We start from the raw sequence: 22,731 nt of genomic DNA on the forward strand, positions 1-22,731 counted from the left end.
AAGTCCGTTTTGGCCAGATCTTGGGGGTTGTGCCACATGTCGCCGGCAGTCGTCATCGTGCCCGTCATGCTCATCATCGTCATCGCGGCGATGCTGCTCGTCGTGGTGCTCGCGTTCCCGTACCGGGGTCGTCGGGTGCCCGCCGCGATGTGGGGTTCGGAACGGATCGACAAGGCCCTCGGCGCATTCGCGGAGCAGGTCGGGATCCAGCCGGACCCGGACGTCGCCGCGCCGGGGACCGTGAGTCGCGAGCGCGTCAGCTCAGGGTCGTCCACGCCGAGCTGATCCAGGGCACCGCCAAGGTGAACGTCGGCCCGAGCACGACGACCGCCGCCAGCACGTAGCACGCGGCACCCTCGATCGCTCCGTGCCGAAGTCCGTCGTCGGCGGTCGTGCTCTCGAGCCGGTCGATGCGGCGCACGAGCGTGCTGGTGGCGCCGAGCGCGCCCGCCGGCGCAGGGCGAGAGCCGAGCTTGACGAGCGCACGGGCCAGTGGCGTCGTCCCCGTACGGCGCCGCGCGTGGTCGTCGGCGAGGAGCTCGACCAGCACCCGGGTGCTGACCAGGGCGGCGTCGCTGCGCAGGGCGCGGGGAAAGGCCCGGTGCAGCGCCGTGAAGGTGTCGACGACGAGGTCGTGCCGGGCGCGCAGGTGGGCGCTCTCGTGCGCGAGGACCGCGTCGAGCTCCTCCGGTGACAGCGAGTCGAGGGCCCCGCGAGAGACGACGACACGCGCGTCGAGGCCGGGCACGCAGTAGGCGAGCGGCTCGTTCGCGTCGAGGATGCGGACCGAACGGCGTGCGGCGTCGCGCGCCCCGACGAGATCCACCATCGCGCGGTGCCGGCGACGGGCCGCGCGCACCTCGACGGCGACGCTCAGCAGCGACCACGTGAGCCGCACGACGACCACGACGGTGAGGGCGAAGAACGCGACGTGCAGCGCCACGCGCCAGGCTGCCGGATCCGGGTTCGGGACACCTTCGTGGACGACCAGCCACAGCGACGCCGACAGACCCGCGCCGACGACGGCGAGGATGGCCGCGAGCGCGAGCGCCTGCCAGAGCGCGATCGCGGCCCGGGGCGCGCGGTACGGCCAGTCCATCCGCGCCAGCAGGGCCGGGACCGGCTGTGCGAGCGCCAGCCCGATCAGCCCGAGGAGGAGCGGGGTGGTCATGGCTCGCGCGCCTCGATGCGCGCGAGGGCTTCGCGGAGGGCGCGGGCGTCGTCGTCGCTGGCGGTCTCGGCGAAGTGCACGAGCGCCGCGGTCCGGTCGTCGCCTGCTGAGGCCAGCACCTCGTTCAGCAACGTCACCGTCAGCTCGTCGCGGCCGAGCGTGGGGGCGTACGTGAAGGCGCGGCCGCTGCGCTCGCGGACGACCACGTCCTTGCGGGCCAGCCGGTCGAGGATCGTGGTGACGGTCGTGTAGGCGAGGTCACGCCGCGGGGTGAGCCGGTCGAGGACCTCGCGGCCGGTCAGAGGGGTGGGGGACTCCCAGAGGAGGTCCATCACCTCGCGTTCGAGCTCGCCGAGTCGTGCCATGCCACCAAGGGTACGGGGTGCTACGACGCTGTGTCGTACCCCACCTCTCGAACTACGACGCGGCGTAGTAGATTTCTCCTACAGAGCGTCGTAGACGGTCGGGTGAACACAGCTCGTCAGGGTTGTCACACCGAGTCGCCGCCCACGGTCTCTCGTACTAGCGTGACGAGCACTTCGAGCCATGAGGGGCACCATGGAAGCACTCGAGATCGCACGGTGGCAGTTCGGCATCACCACCGTGTACCACTTCTTCTTCGTCCCGATCACGATCGGGCTGTCGTTCCTCGTGGCGGGCCTCGAGCTCGCCTGGGTGCGCACGCGCAACGAGAAGTGGCTCCGTCTGACCAAGTTCTTCGGCAAGGTCTTCCTCATCAACTTCGCGATGGGGATCGTGACCGGCATCGTCCAGGAGTTCCAGTTCGGGATGAACTGGTCCGACTACTCCCGCTTCGTCGGCGACATCTTCGGGGCGCCCCTCGCGATCGAGGGTCTGCTGGCCTTCTTCCTCGAGTCGACGTTCCTCGGCCTGTGGATCTTCGGGTGGGACAAGCTCTCGCCGGCGATCCACAACGCCTGCATGTGGATCGCCGCGTTCGGCACGGCGTTGTCGGCGTACTTCATCCTCGCCGCCAACTCCTTCATGCAGAACCCGGTCGGCTACACCTACAACGCGGAGCGGGGCCGCGCGGAGCTGGAGAGCTTCGCCGACGTCCTGACCAACAAGGTCGTCCTCATCACGCTCCCGCACACGCTGTTCGGCGCCTTCATGGTCGCCGGCGGGCTCGTCGCGGCGATCTCGATGTGGTGGCTGATCCGGCGCAAGCCGGTCGACGCCGACGCGTTCCGCTCCTCGCTGCGGCTCGGCGCCGTGACCCTGATCGTCGCCGGACTCGGCACGGTCGTGACCGGAGACATCCAGGGCAAGGTCATGACCGAGGTGCAGCCGATGAAGATGGCGGCAGCCGAGGCCCTGTACGAGACGCAGCAGCCCGCGCCGTTCTCGATCCTCACCGTGGGCCCGCTCGACGGATCCGAGCCGTTGTTCCAGCTCGAGGTCCCGCACCTCCTGTCGTACCTCGCGACCGGCACCTGGGACGGCGAGGTGCAGGGCATCAACAACCTCCAGGCCGAGTACGAGGAGACCTTCGGTCCGGGCAACTACAAGCCGTACATCCCGGTCACGTACTGGTCGTTCCGGGCGATGATCACCTGCGGCATGCTCGCGATGGTCATCGGTGCGTGGATGCTGTGGTCGACCCGGAAGGGCCGCGTCCCGCGGGGCGACCGGAGATGGCCGGTCTGGCTCGCGGTCGCCGCGACCCTGCTCCCGCTCTTCGCGAACTCCTTCGGCTGGATCTTCACCGAGATGGGCCGCCAGCCGTGGCTGGTGTTCGGGCTGATGCGCACGGAGGCAGGAGTCTCTCCGAACGTCGGCGCAGGCACGGTGCTGACCTCGCTGATCGTCTTCACCCTCCTGTACGGCGTCCTGGCCGTGATCGAGGTCAAGCTGCTGCTCAAGGCGATCAAGGCAGGCCTGCCGGACGTGGATCCGGACAACGAGACCGGCAAGCAACCCGACGACCGCCCGATGGCGTTCGCGTACTGAGAGGAGACGAGTCATGGAGCTCACCACCGTCTGGTTCTGCGTCGTCGCGTTCCTCTTCATCGGCTACTTCGTGCTCGAGGGGTTCGACTTCGGCGTCGGCATGCTGCTGCCGTTCCTGGCCAAGAACGACCGCGAGCGGCGGACGATGATCAACACCATCGGGCCGCTGTGGGACGGCAACGAGGTCTGGCTGATCGTGGCCGGCGCGAGCATCTTCGCCGCGTTCCCGGAGTGGTACGCGACGTTGTTCAGCGGGTTCTACCTGCCGCTGCTGCTGATCCTGGTCGCGCTGATCGTGCGGGGTGTCGCCTTCGAGTACAGGCACCAGCGCGACGACGCCGCCTGGAAGAAGCGCTGGGACGCCGCGATCATCGTCGGCTCGTTCGTGCCCGCCCTGCTGTGGGGCGTCGCGTTCGGCAACATCGTCCGCGGCGTGGAGATCGACGCCGACAAGAACTACGTCGGCACGTTTTTCGACCTCCTCAACCCGTACGCGCTGCTGGCGGGACTGGTCACCCTCACGCTCTTCCTCACCCACGGCGCGAACTTCCTCGCGCTCAAGACCCGCGGCATCATCCACGAGCGGGCCCGCGACGCGTCGCTGCGCGTGGGGCTCGTCGCGGCCGTGCTGGCCGTCGCGTTCCTGCTGTGGACGTGCCTCGACCAGGACCAGGGCTGGGTGTGGGTCCTCTCCGGCCTCGCTGCGCTCACGTTCGTGGGCGGCCTGATCGCCGCCTGGGCGCGTCGCGACGGCTGGGCCTTCGTCGGCACGATGGCGGCGATCGGCTTCGCGGTCACGGCGCTGTTCGTGGGGCTGTTCCCCGACGTCATGCCGTCCACGCTCGACGCGGCGTACAGCCTGACGACCGAGAACGCCGCCTCGACGGACAAGACGCTGGGCATCATGAGCTGGGTCGCGCTCATCTTCGTGCCGATCGTCATCGGCTACCAGGCGTGGAGCTACTGGGTGTTTCGCAAGCGGATCAGCGTCGAGTCCATCCCCGAGGCCGTGCACGCATGACACCTGTCGCCTCCGCCCGTGGCCCGATCGATCCGCGACTCGTACGGCGCTCGCGGGCGGTGCGCGCGTACCTGGTCGTCAGCATCGTCCTCGCCACGCTCGTCGCCGGGCTCGTGGTGGCTCAGGCGTGGCTGATCGCGTCGGTCGTGTCGGACGGCTTCGAGGGGAGCGGCGTGACCGAGGCGGTGACGACCGCGCTCGTCGCCCTCGCCGCGGTGGTCGCCGGGCGAGCGCTGCTCGGCTGGCTCCACACGGTCGTCTCGGCACGGGCGGCCGTCCAGGTGAAGCAGCAGCTGCGCAGCGAGGTCGTCGCGCAGCTGCTGGGCGGCTCGCCGGGCAGCACGGCGTCGGGCTCGGGCACGGCGTCGGTCTCGAGCGCAGTGTCCTCCTCGAGCGCGGTCGTGACGCTGCTGGGGCCGGGGCTGGACAAGCTCGACCCGTACTTCGCGAAGTACCTGCCGCAGCTGGTGCTGGCGCTCACCGTCCCCGCCGTCGTCGTCGTGTCCGTGTTCGTCGCGGACCCGCTGTCCGGAGTGACGATCGCGGTGACGCTGCCGTTGGTCGTCGTGTTCATGGTGCTCGTCGGCTACGTGACGCGCGACCGTACGGAGCGCCGCTGGCGCGCCCTGGTCCGGCTGTCGCACCACTTCTCCGACGTCCTCGACGGGCTGGTCGTGCTGAAGGTCTTCGGGCGCTCGCGCAACCAGACGAAGGGCATCGCCGAGGTCGGGGAGCGCAACCGCCGCGAGACGATGGGGGCACTGCGGCTGGCGTTCTTGTCGTCGTTCGTGCTGGAGCTGGTCGCGTCGATCTCGGTCGCGCTGGTCGCGGTCTCGATCGGGCTGCGGCTCGTCGAGGGCCACATGACGCTCATGACGGGACTGTTCGTGCTCGTCCTCGCCCCCGACGCGTACCTGCCGCTGCGCCAGGTCGGTGCCCACTTCCACGACTCGGCGGAGGGGCGTGCGGTCGCGGACGACGTGTACGCGATCCTCGACGCTCCCGCTGGTCGAGCGAGCCGCTTTCCCGCTGGTCGAGCGAGCGGCTTTCCCGCTGGTCGAGCGAGCGGAGCGAGTCGAGACCACCCCACCCTCGCCGGAGCCACCATCACCCTCGAGGAGGTCTCCGTCTCCTATCCGGGCCGTACGACCCCCGCTCTCGCCGCGACGTCGCTGACCCTCGCCCCCGGGCAGGTCACCGCGCTCACCGGTCCTTCGGGATGCGGCAAGAGCACCCTCGTCGACGTGCTGATGGGATTCGTTGCCCCGACCACCGGGCGCGTCGTCGTGCGCACGGCGGACGGCACGACGTACGACCTCGCGGACCTCGACCTCACGGCCTGGCGCGCGGAGCTCGCGTGGGTCCCTCAGGTCCCGGGCGTGCTCGCAGGCACCGTGGCCGGCAACGTCCGCCTCGGCGCGCCGGACGCCTCGGACCGGGACGTCCTCGCCGCGTTGAGGGACGCGGGCGCGCCGGACCTGCACCCGTGGCGCGACGTCCACGAGGGCGGCGCCAACCTGTCCGCGGGCGAGCGGCGGCGGCTCGCGGTCGCCCGAGCGCTGCTCCGCGTACGCCGCGGCGGCGCTGCCGTGATGCTGCTCGACGAGCCGACCGCGGGGCTGGACCCGACGAGCGAGCAGCAAGTACGCCGTGCGCTGCGGGACGCGCGCGTGACCGTGCTCGTGGTGGCCCACCGCCGCGCGCTCGTCGCCGACGCGGACGCCGTCGTGCCCCTCCCCGCGCCGCTGGTGGTGGTCTCGTGACCACCGCACGCAAGCGCCTCCTCGTCGGCGGACTCTTCGGAGTGCTGGCCAGCCTCGCCTCGATCGGGCTCCTGCTGGTCTCGGCGTGGCTGATCTCGCGCGCGGCGCAGCAGCCACCCGTCCTCTACCTGATGGTCGCCATCGTCGGTGTCCGCGCACTCGGGATCGGCCGTGCGGCCCTGCGCTACGTCGAGCGTCTGCTGACCCACGACGGCGCGCTTCGCGTCGGCACCGACCTCCGGATCGCCGTCTACTCCCGGCTCGAGCGCCTTTCGCCGGCCACTCTCGCGGCGGGACGCCGGGGGGAGCGGATCGCGCGCATCGCGTCCGACGTCGAGGCGCTCCAGGACCGCCTCGTCCGCGTGACCGTGCCTCGTGCGATCACGGCGGTGTCCGCGGCCGTCGTCGTCGGGCTGGTTCTCGCCGTGTTCCCGCTGGGCGGTGTCGTCCTCGCGGTGAGCGTCGCTGTCGCGTGGATCGGTGTCGTCCTCGCCGTACGGATCGGCGGTACGCGGGCGAGCGCCGCGACCGCCGAGCTGCGCGGCCGGCTCGCTGCGGAGGTGTCGGAGGCGGTGCTGTCGTCGCGCGACCTCGTTGCGTACGGCGCGGGCGAGGCAGCAGCCGGCGATCTCGCCCGGACGGGCGCCGCGCTCGCGGCGGCCGAGCGCCGCACAGCGTTCCTGGACGGCCTCGGCATCCTCGTCGTACGGCTGTGCCTCGGTGCCGCGACCTGCGTGATCGCGGTGGCCGGGGTCGCCGCGGTCGCGGACGGCACTCTGGGACCGGTGCTGCTGGCCGTTGTCGTGCTCGCGCCCGTCGCACTCGCCGAGCCCCTCGAGGGTCTGAGTGCGGTCGAGCAGCAGGATCAGCGATCGGCGGCCTCGCGCCGCCGCGTGGACGAGCTCGTCACGGCTGACGGCGACGTCGTGGACCCGGCCGTCCCAGCCCCCGACCCGGCCGGCTTCGAGCTGCGCCTCCGCGACGTGGCCCTTGGCTGGGGGGAGGGGCCCGCCCTCGTACGGGGTTTGGACCTGGACCTCCCCGAGGGCGCGGTGGTCGCGGTCGCCGGGCCGAGCGGTTCAGGGAAGTCCACGCTCGCCGCAGTCCTCCTCCGGCTCGCGGCACCGCAAGCGGGCACGATCACGCTCGGGGGCACGCCGATCGACGCGCTGACCGGCGAGCAGGTCCGCCGAGTCGTGGCCACGCTGCGCCAGGACGAGCACGTGTTCGACACGACGATCCGCGAGAACCTCCGGATCGCCGACCCTGACGCCGACGACGTGACGCTGCACGCTGCCCTCGCCGGCGCCGGCCTCGCGGCGTTCGTCGCCGGGCTGCCGGACGGGCTCGACACCGAGGTCGGTGAGAACGGCAGCCGCCTGTCCGGAGGGGAGCGGCAGCGGCTCGGGCTGGCGCGGCTGCTGCTCGGCCAGCACCGCGTCCTGATCCTGGACGAGCCGACCGAGCACCTCGACGCCGCCACGGCCGAGGCGCTCCTGAGGGACCTCGTCGAGCTCGCGCCGTACCGGTCGATCCTCCTGGTCAGCCACGACGAGCGCGCCCTCGCGGCCGCGTCGACCGTCGTTCGCCTCGATGGGGCGACTAGGATCGTGGATCGTGTCTGACACCACGCTCTTCCTCTTCGTCGCCCTGGTCGTCGCCATCCTCGTGATCGGCGTCGCCGTGGCCCTCGTCATCGGCTCCCGAGGCAGGGCGCTGCCCCCTGCCGACACGGTCGATCGGCGGCTCGACGACCTCCGGGAGCATCCCGAGGCCGAGCCGACCCCGACCGGAGACGGGCTCGAGCCCGCGCTGCCCGAGCCCGGTGAGATCGACGAGGCCGACACCGACAACGTCGAGCCTCCGGCCGAGGGCGACCTGGCCGTGGACGACGTCACGACCGCTCCCGAGGTCGAGCAGCCCGCTCCGACCGCGGGCCGCCTGGTCCGCCTCCGCGAGCGCCTCTCACGGTCTCAGTCGTCGCTCGGCAAGGGCCTCCTGGCCCTGCTCGGCCGCGACCGGCTCGACGAGGACACCTGGGAGGAGATCGAGGACACCCTCCTTGCCGCCGACGTCGGTGTGACGCCGACCCAGGAGCTCGTCGAGACGCTCCGCACCCGGATCAAGGTCGAGGGCGTCGTCGAGCCCGACCGCGCCAAAGCCATCCTGCGCGAGGAGCTCATCGCGCAGATCGACCCGTCGTACGACCGCTCGATCGCAGCGACCGGCGCGGAGGGCGCGCCCGGTGTCGTCCTGGTCGTCGGCGTCAACGGCACCGGCAAGACGACCACGGTCGGCCGGTTGGCCCGCGTGCTCGTCGCCGACGGGGACACGGTCCTGCTCGGCGCAGCCGACACGTTCCGCGCCGCCGCTGCCGACCAGCTCCAGACCTGGGGCGAGCGCGTCGGGGTCCCGACCGTACGTGGCCCCGAGGGCGGCGACCCGGCCTCGATCGCGTTCGACGCGGTGAAGACCGGCAAGGAGGGCGGCTACGACACCGTTGTCGTCGACACCGCTGGCCGGCTGCACACCAAGGCCGGCCTCATGGACGAGCTCGGCAAGGTCAAGCGCGTCATCGAGAAGCAGGCACCCGTCACCGAGGTGCTGCTGGTCATCGACGCGACCACCGGCCAGAACGGACTGACACAGGCGCGCGTGTTCGCCGAGGTCGTCGACGTCACGGGCATCGTGCTCACCAAGCTCGACGGGACGGCCAAGGGCGGCATCGTCATCGCCGTCCAGCGCGAGCTCGGCGTCCCGGTGAAGCTCGTGGGGCTCGGCGAGGGTGCGGACGACCTGGCGCCGTTCGACCCCGAGGGCTTCGTGGACGCACTGCTGGCCTGACCGACGGAGGAGGGGGCGATGGTGGACGAGTGCGCGGGAGTCGTCGACTGGCGGACGACGGGGCTGTGGATGCCCGAGGGGGAGACGTCCGACGACGTCCTCGCATCGAGCGGGGCGTCCCTGTTCGACGGCACGTTCACCTGGCCGGTCATGGTGCTGCGCCGGACCGCGCTCGAGCGCAACGTGGCGACCATGGCGGCGTACTGTGCCCGGCACGGCCTCGCCTTCGCGCCGCACGGCAAGACCACGATGGCTCCGGTGCTGTTCGACGCCCAGCTCGCGGCCGGCGCGTGGGGGATCACCGTGGCGACGGCCAACCAGCTGCTCGCCGCACGGCGCATGGGAGTGCGGCGCATCCTCGTCGCCAACGAGCTGCTCGACACCGGCGTGCTCACCTGGCTCGCTCGCGAGCTCGACACCGATCCTGATCTCGAGGTCCTCTTCTACGTCGACTCCGTGCAGGGCATCGCCGCCGCCGGCTCCGCGTACGCCGCCGCCGGAGGGGTGCGTCCGCTCTCCGTCCTCGTGGAGGTCGGGCACGACGGTGGCCGGACGGGCGTACGGACGGTGGCCGGCGCTGTCGACCTCGCTCGGCGCGTCACCGAGACCTCCGGCGTCCGGCTCGCTGGTGCGGCGGGCTACGAAGGCGGGCTGACGTCCGTCGAGGAAGCACGGTCCTTCCTCGAGACACTCCGTGAGGCGACCTCCCAGATGCCCTTCGACACCGGCACGCGGCCGATCGTGTCCGCCGGCGGCAGCGCATACTTCGACGTGGTCGTCGACGTCCTCACCCACGGGTGGCCCGGCCCCCGGCCAGAGGTGGTGCTGCGGAGCGGGGCGTACGTCTCGCACGACGACGGGGTCTACCGCACGAAGACGCCGTTCAACCGCGTCCCGGACGAGGGCGGCCTCGACGCCGCTCTGGAGGTGTGGGCCCAGGTGACGTCGACGCCGGAGCCCGGGCTCGCGATCGTCGGGCTCGGCAAGCGCGAGGCGCCGTACGACGAAGGGCTCGCCGTCCCTCGAGGCGTACGGCGTGCAGGCTCGACGGTGGTCGAGCCCGCCCCGGAGGGCCTCGTGCTCGCCCGCATCAACGACCACCACGGCTATCTCGACGTGCCGGCGGACATGGAGCCGCTCATTCCCGGCGACCTTGTCTCCTTCGGGATCTCGCACCCGTGCACGGCCTTCGACCGGTGGCGCGTGATCGCGGTGCTGGAGGACGACGACACCGTGTCCGGCATCGTCCGCACCTACTTCTGAGGGCCTCGGACCCCGAGCGGGGAGGTTCTGAGCGCCGAGGCGGCCGCGATGTGGATACGTTGCGTCTATGAACACTCGTGAACCTGTCAGCACCGAGAACGCACCTCGCCCCGCCGGCGCCTACAACCAGGCGATCGTGGCAGGAGGGTTCGTGTACACCGCCGGGTTCGGCCCGCACGACCCCGCGACCGGCGAGCTCCCCTCGGGGATCGAGGCCCAGACGGTCCAGACGATCAAGAACCTCGAGGCCGCGCTCGTCGCCGCGGGGAGCGGGCTCGACCTGCTGGTGAAGACCACGGTGCACCTGGCCGATCTCGCGGACTGGGCGGCGTTCGACGTCGCGTACGGTGCAGCGCTGCCGACGCCGCACCCCGTCCGTACGACGGTCGGGTCGCAGCTGTCCGGCATCCTCGTCGAGATCGACGGCGTCGCCCTGCTGAGGTCCTGATGGCCAGGATCCCGCTGCCCGAACCGACCCGGACGTCGCGGATCGTGGCGGTGCTGCGGGCACGCCGCGGCGAGCACGTCGTCTCCGCAGCGGAGACCCTCGCCGAGAACGGGGTCGTCAGCGTGGAGGTGACGCTGGGGACGCCGGGCGCGCTGGAGGCGGTCGAGACACTGCGTGAACGGCTCCCGCGCGGCTGCGACGTGGGCGTCGGCACGGTGCTGACGCGCGACGACGCCCTGCGCGCGGCCGATGTCGGGGTCGACTACGCCATCACCCCGACGGTGGTGCCGGAGGTCGTCGAGACCTTCCGCGACGCCGGGGTGCCAGTGATCCCCGGAGCGCTGACGCCGACCGAGATCAGCCTGGCCTGGGAGCTCGGCGCGAGCGCCGTCAAGGTGTTCCCCGCCTCCCTGGTGGGTGTCTCCTACGTCGGCCAGCTGCAGGGTCCGCTGCCGCACGTCGCGCTGATCCCCTCCGGCGGGGTTGCGATCGCCGACGCCCGGTCGTGGCTGGACGCCGGCTGCGTGGCGGTGAGCCTGGGTGGTCCGCTGCTCGGGGACGCGCTCGACGGCGGCGACCTCGAGGCACTCGGCGCACGCGCCCGTACGCTCGTCTCCGCGGTGTCGACCGCTGCAGCGTACGAGGAGCGGATCCGTGCCTGAGGGCGTCGTCACGCTCGGGGAGTCGATGGGGTTGCTCGTCACGCGCGGCGCAGGTCCCCTCGCGCGCGGCGCACAGCTGACCCTGAGCGTGGCGGGCGCCGAGAGCAACGTCGCGGTCGCCCTGGCTCGGCTCGGCGTCCCGGTGACGTGGATCGGCCGGCTCGGCACCGACGCGGTCGGCGACGTGGTGCGACGCGAGCTCGGTGCCGAGGGTGTGGACCTTGCCGTCGTCCGCGACCCGGACGCACCCACCGGCCTCCTGATCAAGGAGCGCCGGTCAGCGACGTCGACCCGGGTCCACTACCACCGGTCGGGGAGCGCCGGGTCGCGGCTGGAGCCAGCGGACGTCCCGGTCGACGCCGTCGCCGGAGCCGGCATCCTGCACGTCACGGGCATCACGCCTGCACTGTCGGCGACGGCCGCGTCCGCCGTCGAGCGCGCTGTCGACGTGGCGAAGGCGGCCGGCGTGCTCATCTCGTTCGACGTCAACCACCGCAGCAAGCTGTGGGGGAGCAAGGCGGCTGCCGCAGCGCTCGCCCCGCTGCTCGCACGCAGCGACGTCGTGTTCGCCGGCCTCGACGAGGCCGCCCTCTTCGTCGACGTGGACCCCGACGCAGACCCGGCGGAGACAGCACGCGCGCTGGCGCGCCTCGGGCCTGCCCAGGCCGTCGTGAAGCTGGGGTCGCGGGGGTGCGTCGCGGTCGTGGACGACGCGGTGCACCGCCAGGAGGCGATGAGCGTCCACGTCGTCGACCCGGTCGGCGCGGGCGACGCCTTCGTCGGCGGCTACCTCGCGGGACTGGTCGCCGGCGACGAGCCTGCGGCACGGCTCGAGCTCGCGGTGACCCTCGGCGCGTACGCCTGCACGGTCGACGGCGACTGGGAGGGCCTCCCGTTCCGCGCCGACCTGGCCGCCGCGACCGACCCGGAGCACGTCGACCGATGACGGTGCTGCTGCGCGGCGGGACCGTCATCGACGGCACGGGGGCTCCGCCGCAGCGCGCCGACGTCCTGGTCGCCGCAGGCCGGATCGCCGCCGTCGGCCCCGCGCTCGCGGCGCCCGTCGGCTGCGTGGTCGAGGACGTGCAGGGTCGAGAGATCGTCCCTGGCTTCGTCGACACGCACGCTCACGACGACCTCGCGATCCTCGACGACCAGGGCTGTGTGCCGAAGCTGCGGCAGGGCGTGACGACCGTCGTCGTCGGCAACTGCGGGCACGGCTGCGCCCCGACGACACCCGGGTCCGGCCTCGGGGAGATGTTCGCGCCGGTGCTCGGAGGCGAGCGTACGGACCTGTCGTTCGACTCGGTCCGCGCCTACGCCGAGACGGTCGCCGCCGCACCGCGGACGGTCAACGCCGCGGTCCTCGCCGCGCACGCTGCCCTCCGGGTCGCGGCGATGGGGCCCGAGGCGCGCGCAGCGAGCGCCCGCGAGGTCGACGCCATGTGCGGGCAGCTCCACGACGCGATGGAGGCGGGAGCGGCGGGGTTGTCGCTCGGGCTGCTCTACGCGCCCGGCAACGCGGCCGGTCGCTCCGAGCTGGAGGAGCTGGCGCGAGTCGTCGCCGCCCACGACGGCGTGCTCGCCGCCCACGTCCGCAACGAGGGCGACCACGTGCTCGCCTCGATCGACGAGGTGGTGGCGCTGGGAGCGGAGACGGGCTGCGCGATCCATCTCAGCCACCTCAAGGTGACGGGTCCACGCAACGCCGGGTCGATGCCGAGGATCCTGGACCGCCTCGACGCGCACCGGGCCTCGGGGATCGACGTCACGGCAGACGTCTACCCGTACGCCGCGGGGAGCACCACCACCTCGACCCTGCTCCCGTCCTGGGCGCTCCGCGACGGCATGGCCTCGGTACGGCGCGCCGTCCGCGATCCCGGGGCCCACCGCCGGCTCGCCGCCGAGCTTGCTCGTCCCTGGGAGGGGGCCGGGCTCGAGAACACGCTGCTCGCGATCGGCCCGTCCAACGCCCTGCTCGCCGGGTTCTCGAGCTCGTCGAGCTCCGCGTACGAGGGACGCACGCTGGCCGAGATCGCCGCCGCGCGGGAACAGGACCCGTACGCGTGCCTGGTCGACCTGCTCGCGGAGGAGGGCGGGTCGTTGACCGCCGTCCTGTTCCACACCGATCCCGAGGGCGTCGGCCAGGCACTCTCGTGGCCGCACAGCATGGTCGGGTCCGACGGGCTCCCGAACCGCAGCGGCTACGTCCACCCGCGCCTGTACGGGACGTTCGTCCGCGTCCTGACCGAGTACGCCGGGGCGTCAGGCCCGCTCTCGCGCGCGGAGGCGGTGCACAGGATGACGGGCCTGTCGGCGCGGCGGTTCGGGCTCCGCGGGCGAGGCACGGTCGAGCCGGGAAGCGTCGCCGACCTCGTGGTGCTCGATCCCGTGGCGCTCGAGGACCGCGCCACCTTCGCCGAGCCGCGCCGCCACCCGGGAGGCGTCGAGCGCGTCCTCGTCGGGGGCGAGGTGGCGTGGCGTCTGGGCCAGGACGTGCCCGAGAGCCGCGGCACGTACGTCCCGACCCTCTCCTAACCGCGAGTCACTCTTTCCCCCTCGCGAGTCACTCTTTGCCCTTCGCGAGTCACGCTTTGGCCTTCGCGAGTCACCCGGCCATCCGTCCGTGCGGAGACGGGGACTCGCGAACCGGGGACGGGGACTCGCGAGGCGGGGACGGGGACTCGCGAGGCGGGGACGGTGACTCGCGACGGGGTCAGCGGGCTCCGGACAGGAACGCCTTCAGCAGCGGCCCGGCCGTCTGCGAGCCCGACTCACCCGTCTCCACGAACACCGCCACGGCGAGATCACCGTCCGTGGCGACCATCCAGGTGTGCGTCTTGACGGGAGAGCCGTACTCGGCGGTGCCCGTCTTCGCGCCGATCGACCCGCCCAGCCCCGCGAGGCCGCGCCCGCTGCCGTTCGTGACGACCCGGCGCATGAGCGTACGGAGCTGGCGGGCCTCGGCGGCCGTCAACGAGGAGTCGACCGTGGGGGCAGCGACGTCGGGCAGCAGGTTCGGGACGACCGTACGGCCTGCAGCGACCGAGGCTGCCACGGTGGCGATGGTGAACGGCGATGCCAGGACCTTGCCCTGGCCGATCATCGACGCGGCGTGCTCGGTCGTCGGCGCCTCGGTGGGGACCGAGCCGAAGTACGACGGGAACCCGAGGTCCTGGTCGACACCCATCCCCAGCGAGGCTGCGGCGGATGCGAGATCGCCCTGGCCGACCTTGTCCCGCAACCCGATCATCGCGGTGTTGCACGACTGGGCGAACGCCTCGGCGAACGGGATGCGTCCGAGCGCGCTGCTCGGGTAGTCGTCGTAGTTCTTGAACGACTTGCCGTCGACCACCACGGTGGCCGGGCACGGGGTCGTCGTCGACGGCTTCACGCCGGCGCGGAGGGCGGCCAGCGCGGTCACGATCTTGAACGTCGAGCCAGGGGCGTACTGCCCGGTCGTCGCGATCGCCTGACCGTCGGCGCCGGGACCGGTCGCTGCAGCGAGCAGGGCACCGTCCGACGGACGGATCGCGACGATCGCGCTCGCCGGCCGGGTCTTCGCCAGGACCCGCTCGCCGAGCGTCTGCAAGGCCGGGTCGAGCGTGGTCTTCAACGGCTCGCCAGGCACCGGCGCCGCCTCGAACACCGGGGTCGCCTTGAGGTCGGGGGAGGGGTTCGCCGGATCCTCGGCGGCGTCGCTGACGAGCTCGACGACGTAGCCGTCACGCCCGCGCAACGTCTCGTCGTACCGCCGCTGCAGGCCGGAGAGGCCGGTCTGCGCGCCGGCGGTGAGGCGACCCTCGCTGTCGTCGATCAGCTCCTTCGTCGCGTCGCCGACGGTCCCGAGGATGCCGGCGGCGAACGTGCGCGACGGCGCCAGGGGAAGCTCGTCGGAGATCACCCGCGCGCCGGCGACCGCTTCGACGTCACCCAGCGCGGGAGCGTCCGCGGTCCGCAGGACGAGCGCCTCGACGAACGCCTTCGGACCAGCGGCGGCCACCTTCTTGGCGTACGCGTCGCCGTCGATGTCGACCTTCTGAGCGATGACGCGGGCCGAGTCCTGCTGCCGAGCCGGCTCGACGGCGGCCTTGTCGAGGCCGATCCGCAGCACCGCGCGCTCGGTCACCAGCGCCGTACCGTCGCCGCCCATGATGTCGCCGCGCAGCGGCGCGACCGTCTTCACCCGTAGCCGCTGTCCCTCGGCGAGGTCGGGCGCGACGATCGACGGCGCCCAGGTGACCGTCCAGTCGTCCTCCGACCGGGTCAGCTCGGCCTCCGTCTGGTACTCCCAGGCGACCTCGGGGCCGAGCTTCCACGTGTACGCGAGAGTGGCGGTCGCCTTCTCGGAGTCGTCGTCCTCGGCCACTTCTTTCACGGTCACGGCGGGCTTGATCCCGTCGAGCCCGCCGGTGATCCGTGCGAGGTCCTCGGTGGCCTGCTGGCCGTCGACGGCGACGTCGGACAGGTCGAGCTGGGAGAGACCCTCGGCGAGGCGCTCCGCCTCCGGATCGGCGGACGGCGTGCTGCTGCACGAGGTGAGCGCGCCCGCGGTCAGCAGGGCGGTCAGCGCAAGTGCGGCCGGGCGGGTCAGCGACGTCGAGCGGGCGGGGGAAGCCATTGCCCCATCCTCACCCGGGCCGGGGTTCAGCGTCGAACCGCACAGCTTCGCGGCCACGGCAACCGGGGAAATCTCGACGTAACAAAACCGGGGGAAGTGTCACCTCGACGAAACAGACCGTCGCTCGCTCCGAAACGAAGGTCCGCGAATCTCAACGTCAACGAAGCCGTCACCGGACACCGTGGTTCGAGCGCCGGCATGTCTCAGTTACCTAACCCTGGAGGTTCCATGGACACCGGCCACGCAGCCTGGATCCTGACTTCCGCGTCGCTCGTGCTTCTGATGACGCCGGCCCTGGCGCTCTTCTACGGCGGGATGACGCGTACCAAGTCCATCCTCAACATGATGATGATGTCGTTCAGCGCCATGGGCGTTGTCATGGTCGTCTACGTGCTGTGGGGCTGGTCGATGTCCTACGGCTCTGAGGACGTCGGACAGCTGTTCGCGAACCCGTTCGAGCTCTTCGGGCTCGACGGCGTCGAGGGCACCGGCTACATCTCGGTCGCGTTCCAGGCGACGTTCGCCATCATCACCGCTGCGCTGATCAGCGGTGCTCTGGCCGAGCGCGTGAAGTTCTCGTCGTGGCTGGTCTTCCTGCCGCTGTGGGTGACGCTCGCCTACTTCCCGCTGGCGCACATGGTCTGGGGCGGCGGCTTCCTCTCCGGCAGCGCCGACGGCCTCGCCGCGATGATCTTCGGCACCACCGACGGGGCCGCCACGGTCGCCCCGATCGACTACGCCGGCGGCACGGTCGTCCACATCAACGCCGGTGTCGCTGCGCTGATCCTGGTCCTGCTGATCGGCAAGCGTCGCGGCTTCGGCAAGGAGCCGACCCGCCCGGGCAACCTCCCGCTGACGATGCTCGGCGCCGGCCTCCTGTGGTTCGGCTGGTTCGGCTTCAACGTCGGCTCGTACGTCGATGCGACCGGCGTCGAGCCGATCTCCTCCGGCGCTGACGGCTTCATCGAGAACTCGATCGCCTACGCCACCGCGTTCTCCGGTGAGACGGGCCTCGTCTGGGTCAACACCGCGGTCGCCGCCTCCGCTGCGATCCTCGGCTGGCTCGTCGTCGAGAAGATCCGCGACGGCAAGGCCACCTCGCTGGGTGCCGCTTCGGGCATCGTCGCCGGTCTCGTCGCGATCACCCCCGCTTGCGGCGCGCTCAGCCCGGTCGGTTCGATCATCCTCGGCCTTGTCGCCGGTGCCCTCTGCGCCCTGGCGGTCGGCCTCAAGTTCAAGCTCGGCTACGACGACTCGCTCGACGTCGTGGGCGTCCACCTGGTCGGCGGCATCGTCGGCACCCTGGGCATCGGCTTCCTCGCGGTCAACGGCGGCCTCTTCTACGGCGACGGCATCAAGCTCTTCGTCGTCCAGCTCTCGATCGCCGCGTTCGCGATCCTGTGGTCGGCCGTCTTCACGCTGATCATCGGCCTCGCGATCAAGGCCGTCATGGGTTGGCGCGTCGCCGAGGAGGACGAGGTCGAGGGCATCGACCTCGTCGAGCACGGCGAGTCCGCGTACGACCTCGCGCCGGCTTCCGGCGTCGCCCGCCCGGCCGTGGCCGCTACGCTGACCACCACCCCTGAAGGAGCCAAGGCATGAAGCTCGTGACCGCGGTCATCAAGCCGCACAAGTGGGAAGAGGTCCGCGAGGCCCTCGAGACCTTCGGCATCACCGGCATGACCGTCACGGAGGCCAGCGGCTACGGCCGTCAGAAGGGCCACACCGAGGTCTACCGCGGCGCCGAGTACGACGTCTCGCTGGTCCCGAAGATCCGCGTCGAGATCGTGACCGAGGACGAGGACGTCAAGGACGTCGTCGACGTGGTCGTCAAGGCCGCTGCCACCGGCAAGATCGGTGACGGCAAGGTCTGGGTCGTCCCCGTCGAGTCCGTGGTCCGGGTCCGCACCGGTGAGAAGGACGAGGCGGCGCTCTGACCGAGGAGCTCAGCGATCGGCGCCGGTCCAGGGCAGACGCCCTGGACCGGCGCCTTCGTGACTGCTTCACCAAGGCCGTGTCCGATCTGCCCGAGGCAGGCGGACGCGGCCTCGCGCTCGTCGCCGTCGGGGGGTACGGGCGTCGGGAGATGTCGCCGTTCAGCGACGTCGACGTCGTCCTGGTCCACGCCGACGACGCCCCGGCCGAGCTCGTTGCGGGAGTGGCGGAGCAGATCTGGTACCCGCTGTGGGACGACGGCGTCGCCCTCGACCACGCCGTACGCAGCAATGCCGAGATGCTCGCGACGGCCGCCGACGACGTACGCGCGGCCCTCGGGATGCTCGACGCACGAGCGGTCGCGGGGGACGTGGCCGCCGTGACGGCGCTGCGGTCGGAGGTCCTGGCGGCCTGGCGCCGTACAGCCCGGCACCGTCTGCCGGAGCTCGAGCGGTCCGTCCACGACCGCGTGGAGCGAGCGGGGTGGATCGCCCAGTCGGCGATCATGGATCTCAAGGAGTCTGGGGGAGGGCTGCGCGACGGCACCGTGATGCGCGCCCTTGTCGCGAGCTGGCTGGTCGACGTCCCTCACCGCGAGCTCGAGGCGCTGCGCGCGGCGATGCTCGACGTCCGAGACGTCCTCCACGACGTCGCGGGGCGCCCCACCGACCGGCTGACGCCCGAGCTCGTGGTCGAGGTCGCGGCCGCGATGGGGTTCGCCCCTGACCAGCTCGACCTGCACGTTCGCGACCTCGGGCGCCGTACCGCGCATCTCGCGACCACGACGTGGCGGAGGGTCGACGCCGTGCTTGTGGACCGTCCCCGGAGCCGTTCCGCGCCGGGCCCGCGCCTCGACCCGGTAGCCCCGGGCGTCGCCGTGCTCGGCGATGAGATCGTCCTCACCGGGTCGCCGGACCCCGAGGACGACCCGCTGGTCGCCCTGCGCGCGGTCGGCGAGGCCGTACGCCGTGGTCTGCCGCTGTCGTCGGCATCTGCCGTGCGCCTCGCGCGGGGCGCCGTGCCGCCCGAACCCTGGTCCGCGGAGGCGCAGCGGCTCCTCGTCGAGGTGCTGACGGCGGGACCCGGGCTCGTCCCCGTGTGGGAGGACATCGATCTGGCGGGCCTCGTCGACCGGTGGCTCCCCGAGTGGGCGCCGATCCGGCTGCGGGGGTCGTCGTCGCCCGTGCACCGCTTCACCATCGACCGTCACAGCGTCGAGGCCGTCATCGTGGCGACCGGCCTCATGCGGACCGTCGCTCGCCCCGACCTGCTGGCCGTCGCTGCCCTGCTGCATGACATCGGCAAGGGTCGTGACGGCGACCACAGCGAGGTCGGTGCCCCGATCGCACGGGACGTCGCCGTCCGCTGGGGCTTCGACCCGGCCGACGCGGACACGGTCGCCGACCTGGTCCGCTGGCACCTCCTGCTCCCGACCGTCGCCACCCGGCGCGACATCGAGGATCCCGACACGGCGGCCCGGGTCGCCGCGCTCGTCGGTGACGTCGACCGGCTCGACCTGCTGGCCGCCCTCACCGAGTCCGACGCGCGGGCCACCAGCCCTGCGGCCTGGTCGGCATGGCGCTCGGGACTGGTCCGCGGTCTCGTCGCGAAGGTCGGCGCAGTCCTCGGAGACGAGACCGCCCTGGACGACCCGTCGTACGCAGGCTGGCCCGCGGCGCTCCCGCCCCCGTCGTCGACGCTGCCGAGCGAGCCGTTCACGCTCGACGTCGCAGCCCATCACGACGGGTCGCTCGTGCAGATCGCCGCAGCCGACCGCGACGGCCTTCTGGCCGACCTCGCGGGCGCGCTCAGCGTGGCTGGTCAGCAGATCCGGTCCGCCCGCCTGGTCGAGGGCGGCGGCGTCGCGACGAGCCTCTGGGAGGTCGCGGACCCTGACGTGGACCCGGGACGCCTTCGACGCCGGATCAGCCAGGTCCTCAGCGGTGCCCTGTCCCTCGAGGACCGGCTGACGCTGAGCGCGGATGCGTCTGCGGGCCGCCCGCAGGTGATGCTGCACCACGACTCGTCGACCTCGGCAGCGGTGGTCGAGGTCCGTGCGCAGGACCAGCGCGGGCTCGTGTGGGCCGTCGCGCGGACGATCAGCCGTGAGGGATACAGCATCCGCTCCGCCCACCTGTCGACCTTCGGGCCGCAGGCGCGGGACGTGTTCTACGTGGTCGGCGCTGGCGGCGCGCTCTCCCCGGAGCAGGCCGACGGGCTCGTCGCCCGCTTGCGAGCACTCCCGCTCTGAGCCTGCGCGGCGGCAGCGTCGTACGGCGTGGCGGTGAGTGTGGTCCCACGGCGGCGCCGTACGGCGTGGCGGTGAGTGTGGTCCTAGGGCGTGAGTGCCGGGTGGGACCAGGCTCACCGCGCGCTCGGCCGGGTGGGACCAGGCTTACCGCGCGCGGGGGAGGGAGGTGTCGCGTGCCGCCTGCGGGGCCGGGGCTACCGGCGAGCCGTTAGGCTGGAACGCGCACCGCCGCACGTCCGCGGCGGTCACGACACCTGTGAGGAACGGCTGTCTTGTTCGACACACTCCAGAACCGCCTGCAGAGCACTTTCCGCAACCTTCGCGGCAAGGGCAAGCTGTCCGAGGCCGACATCGATGCCACCGCGCGCGAGATCCGCGTGGCGCTCCTCGAGGCCGACGTCGCGCTGCCCGTGGTCAAGGAGTTCGTGGCCCGCGTCAAGGAGCGCGCCCGCGGCGCCGAGGTCAGCCAGGCGCTGAACCCCGCCCAGCAGGTCATCAAGATCGTCAACGAGGAGCTCGTCGCGATCCTGGGTGGCGAGACGCGTCGCCTCCGCCTCGCGAAGAACCCGCCGACGGTCATCATGCTCGCGGGCCTCCAGGGTGCCGGCAAGACGACCCTCGCGGGCAAGCTCGGCCTGTTCCTCAAGGGCCAGGGCCACTCGCCGCTGCTGGTCGCCGCGGACCTCCAGCGCCCCAACGCCGTCAACCAGCTCCAGGTGGTGAGCGAGCGTGCAGGTGTGGACGTGTACGCCCCCCAGCCCGGCAACGGCGTCGGTGACCCGGTCCAGGTGGCGAAGGACGCGGTCGCCGAGGCCCGCCGTACCCTGCACGACGTCGTCGTCATCGACACCGCCGGCCGGCTCGGCATCGACGCGGAGCTGATGAAGCAGGCGACCGACATCCGCGACGCCACCAGCCCCGACGAGGTCCTGTTCGTCGTCGACGCGATGATCGGCCAGGACGCGGTCCGGACCGCCGAGGCGTTCCTCGAGGGCGTCGACTTCACCGGCGTCGTCCTCTCCAAGCTCGACGGCGACGCCCGAGGCGGCGCCGCGCTCTCGATCGCCCAGATGACCGGTCGTCCGGTGATGTTCGCCTCCAACGGCGAGAAGCTCACCGACTTCGACGTCTTCCACCCGGACCGGATGGCCTCGCGCATCCTCGATCTCGGCGACATGATGACGCTGATCGAGCAGGCCGAGAAGGCGTTCGACGCCGAGCAGGCGCAGAAGGCCGCCGAGAAGCTCGCCGGCAAGACCGGTGACTTCACCCTCGAAGACTTCATGGAGCAGATGCAGGCCGTCCGCAAGATGGGCTCGCTCTCCAAGATCCTCGGCATGCTGCCGGGTGCGGGTCAGATCAAGGACCAGCTCGCGAACTTCGACGAGCGCGAGATCGACAAGATCCAGGCGATCATCCAGTCGATGACGCCCACCGAGCGCAAGAACCCGAAGCTGATCGACGGCTCCCGCCGCAAGCGCATCTCGCAGGGCTCTGGCACGCAGGTCAGCGATGTCAACCAGCTGGTCGACCGCTTCTTCGAGGCGCGCAAGATGATGCAGCAGATGGCCAAGGGCGGCGGCATCCCCGGGATGCCCGGCATGCCGGGGATGCCCGGCATGGGCGGCAAGCGTGCTGGTGCGCGCCAGCAGGCGCAGAAGGGCAAGGCCAAGGGGCGCCGCGTCTCCGGCAACCCCGCGAAGCGTGCCGCGGCTGCGCAGGCCGAGCCGGCAGCCCCGAAGCAGGACGGCGCAGCGGCGTTCGGCTTCGGCGGGACCCCGAAGGGCGACGACATCGAGATCCCCAAGGAGATCCGGGACCTCTTCTAGGCCGCCGCCACGGGCGGCGCGGCGCCGGTCAGGCCGGGAACCACCCGGCACGCCCGATCTGCGCAGGCGCCTGCGCGAGCCCGAGCTCGCCGGCGAGCCACGTGCCGGTCGCGGCGATCAGCGCCGGGTCGGCTCCTGTCGCATACCCCGAGCGGTGCAGCAGGTAGAGCAGGTCCTCGGTCGCGATGTTGCCGGTCGCCCCGGGCGCGAACGGGCAGCCGCCGACCCCGCCCGTGGACGCGTCGAGCACGGTGACGCCGGACTCGATCGCGGCGAGCGCGTTCGCGTAGCCGGTGTTGCGCGTGTTGTGGAAGTGCGCTCGCAGGCGTACGTCGGGGGCCAGGGCCTTGACGCCGGTGACGAGCTCACGCACCTGGGCCGGGACGCCCACGCCGATCGTGTCCGCCAGTGCGATCTCGTCCGGGGCATCCGCCAGGACGCCCTCGACGACCTCGAGGACCCGCTCGCTCGGGACCTCGCCGTCGAACGGGCACCCGAACGATGCGGCGACGACGACGGACGTGCCGAGACCGGCGGCGCGCGCGACCGGCGCGATGGCGTGCCACGCCTCGATCTGCGCGGCGGTGCCGACACCCTGGTTGCGGAGCGCGAGGCCCTCGGAGGCGACGACGACGACCGTCACCTCGTCGCAGCCGGCGTCGATCGCGCGGTCGAGGCCGCGCCGGTTCAGCACGAGGCCGATCGATGTCAGACGGGGGTCGTCGCGGACCTGGGCCATCAGGTCCTCGGCGTCGGCCATCTGGGGGACGCGGTCCGGGCGCGCGAACGCGGTGACCTCGAGGCGACGGAGTCCGGCATCGAGGCTGCGCCGTACGAGATCGGCCTTGACCTCGGTCGGGAGGATCTTCTTCTCGTTCTGCAGGCCGTCGCGCGGGGCTACTTCGACGATCTCGATGTCGGGCACGGGTCGATCCTTTCAGAAAGCACAGTC

The 22,731-nt window shown here is 71.9% G+C and carries 19 protein-coding genes; 15 read left to right on the top strand and 4 right to left on the bottom strand.

From position 1 onward, the window contains the following. Positions 1 to 36 precede the first annotated feature (36 nt). Positions 37 to 285, top strand: coding sequence for a hypothetical protein (locus tag GH747_RS16000; protein WP_149770626.1), 249 nt, complete (start codon positions 37 to 39; stop codon positions 283 to 285). On the opposite strand, the gene GH747_RS16005 is transcribed toward GH747_RS16000, so the two are convergent. Together GH747_RS16005 and GH747_RS16010 are read right to left on the bottom strand one after the other, a co-directional pair. Continuing rightward, a complete protein-coding gene (locus GH747_RS16005) occupies positions 257 to 1,171 on the bottom strand; it encodes a M56 family metallopeptidase (RefSeq protein WP_149770627.1) in 915 nt (304 codons plus the stop codon). The two genes, GH747_RS16000 and GH747_RS16005, sit on opposite strands and share 29 nt — an antisense overlap. After that, complete coding sequence (locus GH747_RS16010) at positions 1,168 to 1,536, bottom strand: BlaI/MecI/CopY family transcriptional regulator (RefSeq protein ID WP_149770628.1); 369 nt, start codon at positions 1,534 to 1,536, stop codon at positions 1,168 to 1,170. Before GH747_RS16010 ends, GH747_RS16005 begins: the two co-directional genes overlap by 4 nt. Before the next feature lie 193 nt (positions 1,537 to 1,729). Between GH747_RS16010 and GH747_RS16015 the strand changes: the two genes are divergently transcribed. The 10 genes from GH747_RS16015 to GH747_RS16060 all read left to right on the top strand — a co-directional run bounded on the left by GH747_RS16015 (position 1,730) and on the right by GH747_RS16060 (position 13,681). Then, complete coding sequence (locus tag GH747_RS16015) at positions 1,730 to 3,142, top strand: cytochrome ubiquinol oxidase subunit I (RefSeq protein WP_149770629.1); 1,413 nt, start codon at positions 1,730 to 1,732, stop codon at positions 3,140 to 3,142. A gap of 13 nt (positions 3,143 to 3,155) precedes the next feature. Then, complete coding sequence (gene cydB, locus GH747_RS16020) at positions 3,156 to 4,163, top strand: cytochrome d ubiquinol oxidase subunit II (protein ID WP_149770630.1); 1,008 nt, start codon at positions 3,156 to 3,158, stop codon at positions 4,161 to 4,163. Next, the gene (gene cydD, locus GH747_RS16025) at positions 4,160 to 5,926 is read left to right on the top strand and encodes a thiol reductant ABC exporter subunit CydD (RefSeq protein WP_149770631.1); all 1,767 of its coding nucleotides are present in this window, start codon (positions 4,160 to 4,162) and stop codon (positions 5,924 to 5,926) included. Before cydB ends, cydD begins: the two co-directional genes overlap by 4 nt. Then, entirely contained in the window at positions 5,923 to 7,551 is a 1,629-nt protein-coding gene (cydC, locus tag GH747_RS16030) for a thiol reductant ABC exporter subunit CydC (protein WP_149770632.1), read from the top strand. Before cydD ends, cydC begins: the two co-directional genes overlap by 4 nt. After that, on the top strand, positions 7,520 to 8,770 hold the full coding sequence (ftsY, locus tag GH747_RS16035) for a signal recognition particle-docking protein FtsY (RefSeq protein WP_149770633.1): 1,251 nt from the start codon (positions 7,520 to 7,522) through the stop codon (positions 8,768 to 8,770). The genes cydC and ftsY overlap by 32 nt, the downstream gene beginning before the upstream one ends. An 18-nt stretch (positions 8,771 to 8,788) precedes the next feature. Then, complete coding sequence (locus GH747_RS16040) at positions 8,789 to 10,033, top strand: alanine racemase (RefSeq protein WP_149770634.1); 1,245 nt, start codon at positions 8,789 to 8,791, stop codon at positions 10,031 to 10,033. A gap of 67 nt (positions 10,034 to 10,100) precedes the next feature. Continuing rightward, positions 10,101 to 10,481, top strand: a complete 381-nt coding sequence (locus GH747_RS16045) for a RidA family protein (protein WP_149770635.1) — start codon at positions 10,101 to 10,103, stop codon at positions 10,479 to 10,481. Then, a complete protein-coding gene (locus GH747_RS16050; protein ID WP_149770636.1) occupies positions 10,481 to 11,143 on the top strand; it encodes a bifunctional 4-hydroxy-2-oxoglutarate aldolase/2-dehydro-3-deoxy-phosphogluconate aldolase in 663 nt (220 codons plus the stop codon). Before GH747_RS16045 ends, GH747_RS16050 begins: the two co-directional genes overlap by 1 nt. Continuing rightward, positions 11,136 to 12,089 carry a sugar kinase gene (locus GH747_RS16055; RefSeq protein WP_228552958.1) on the top strand — a complete coding sequence of 318 codons (954 nt, stop codon included), beginning with the start codon at positions 11,136 to 11,138 and terminating at the stop codon, positions 12,087 to 12,089. The genes GH747_RS16050 and GH747_RS16055 overlap by 8 nt, the downstream gene beginning before the upstream one ends. Next, the gene (locus GH747_RS16060) at positions 12,086 to 13,681 is read left to right on the top strand and encodes an N-acyl-D-amino-acid deacylase family protein (protein WP_149770637.1); all 1,596 of its coding nucleotides are present in this window, start codon (positions 12,086 to 12,088) and stop codon (positions 13,679 to 13,681) included. The genes GH747_RS16055 and GH747_RS16060 overlap by 4 nt, the downstream gene beginning before the upstream one ends. Before the next feature lie 178 nt (positions 13,682 to 13,859). On the opposite strand, the gene GH747_RS16065 is transcribed toward GH747_RS16060, so the two are convergent. Next, positions 13,860 to 15,764 carry a penicillin-binding transpeptidase domain-containing protein gene (locus GH747_RS16065; RefSeq protein ID WP_149770638.1) on the bottom strand — a complete coding sequence of 635 codons (1,905 nt, stop codon included), beginning with the start codon at positions 15,762 to 15,764 and terminating at the stop codon, positions 13,860 to 13,862. A gap of 228 nt (positions 15,765 to 15,992) precedes the next feature. Here GH747_RS16065 and GH747_RS16070 point away from each other — a divergent pair, with 228 nt between their 5' ends. From GH747_RS16070 to ffh, 4 genes are all read left to right on the top strand, one after another. Further along, entirely contained in the window at positions 15,993 to 17,366 is a 1,374-nt protein-coding gene (locus tag GH747_RS16070; RefSeq protein ID WP_149770639.1) for an ammonium transporter, read from the top strand. Next, positions 17,363 to 17,701: a P-II family nitrogen regulator gene (locus tag GH747_RS16075; RefSeq protein ID WP_149770640.1), complete on the top strand. Its 339-nt coding sequence runs from the start codon at positions 17,363 to 17,365 to the stop codon at positions 17,699 to 17,701. The genes GH747_RS16070 and GH747_RS16075 overlap by 4 nt, the downstream gene beginning before the upstream one ends. Further along, positions 17,698 to 19,950, top strand: coding sequence for a [protein-PII] uridylyltransferase (locus GH747_RS16080; RefSeq protein ID WP_149770641.1), 2,253 nt, complete (start codon positions 17,698 to 17,700; stop codon positions 19,948 to 19,950). The genes GH747_RS16075 and GH747_RS16080 overlap by 4 nt, the downstream gene beginning before the upstream one ends. 272 nt (positions 19,951 to 20,222) lie before the next feature. Next, positions 20,223 to 21,779, top strand: coding sequence for a signal recognition particle protein (gene ffh, locus GH747_RS16085; protein ID WP_149770642.1), 1,557 nt, complete (start codon positions 20,223 to 20,225; stop codon positions 21,777 to 21,779). Between the two features lie 28 nt (positions 21,780 to 21,807). Here ffh and GH747_RS16090 read toward each other — a convergent pair whose 3' ends face one another. Beyond that, positions 21,808 to 22,704 (bottom strand): hydroxymethylglutaryl-CoA lyase, encoded by an 897-nt coding sequence (locus GH747_RS16090; RefSeq protein ID WP_205602983.1) that lies wholly within the window; start codon positions 22,702 to 22,704, stop codon positions 21,808 to 21,810. Between the last annotated feature and the right edge of the window lie 27 nt (positions 22,705 to 22,731).

Source organism: Mumia xiangluensis (assembly GCF_010994095.1).
Taxonomy (GTDB): Bacteria; Actinomycetota; Actinomycetes; order Propionibacteriales; family Nocardioidaceae; genus Mumia; species Mumia xiangluensis.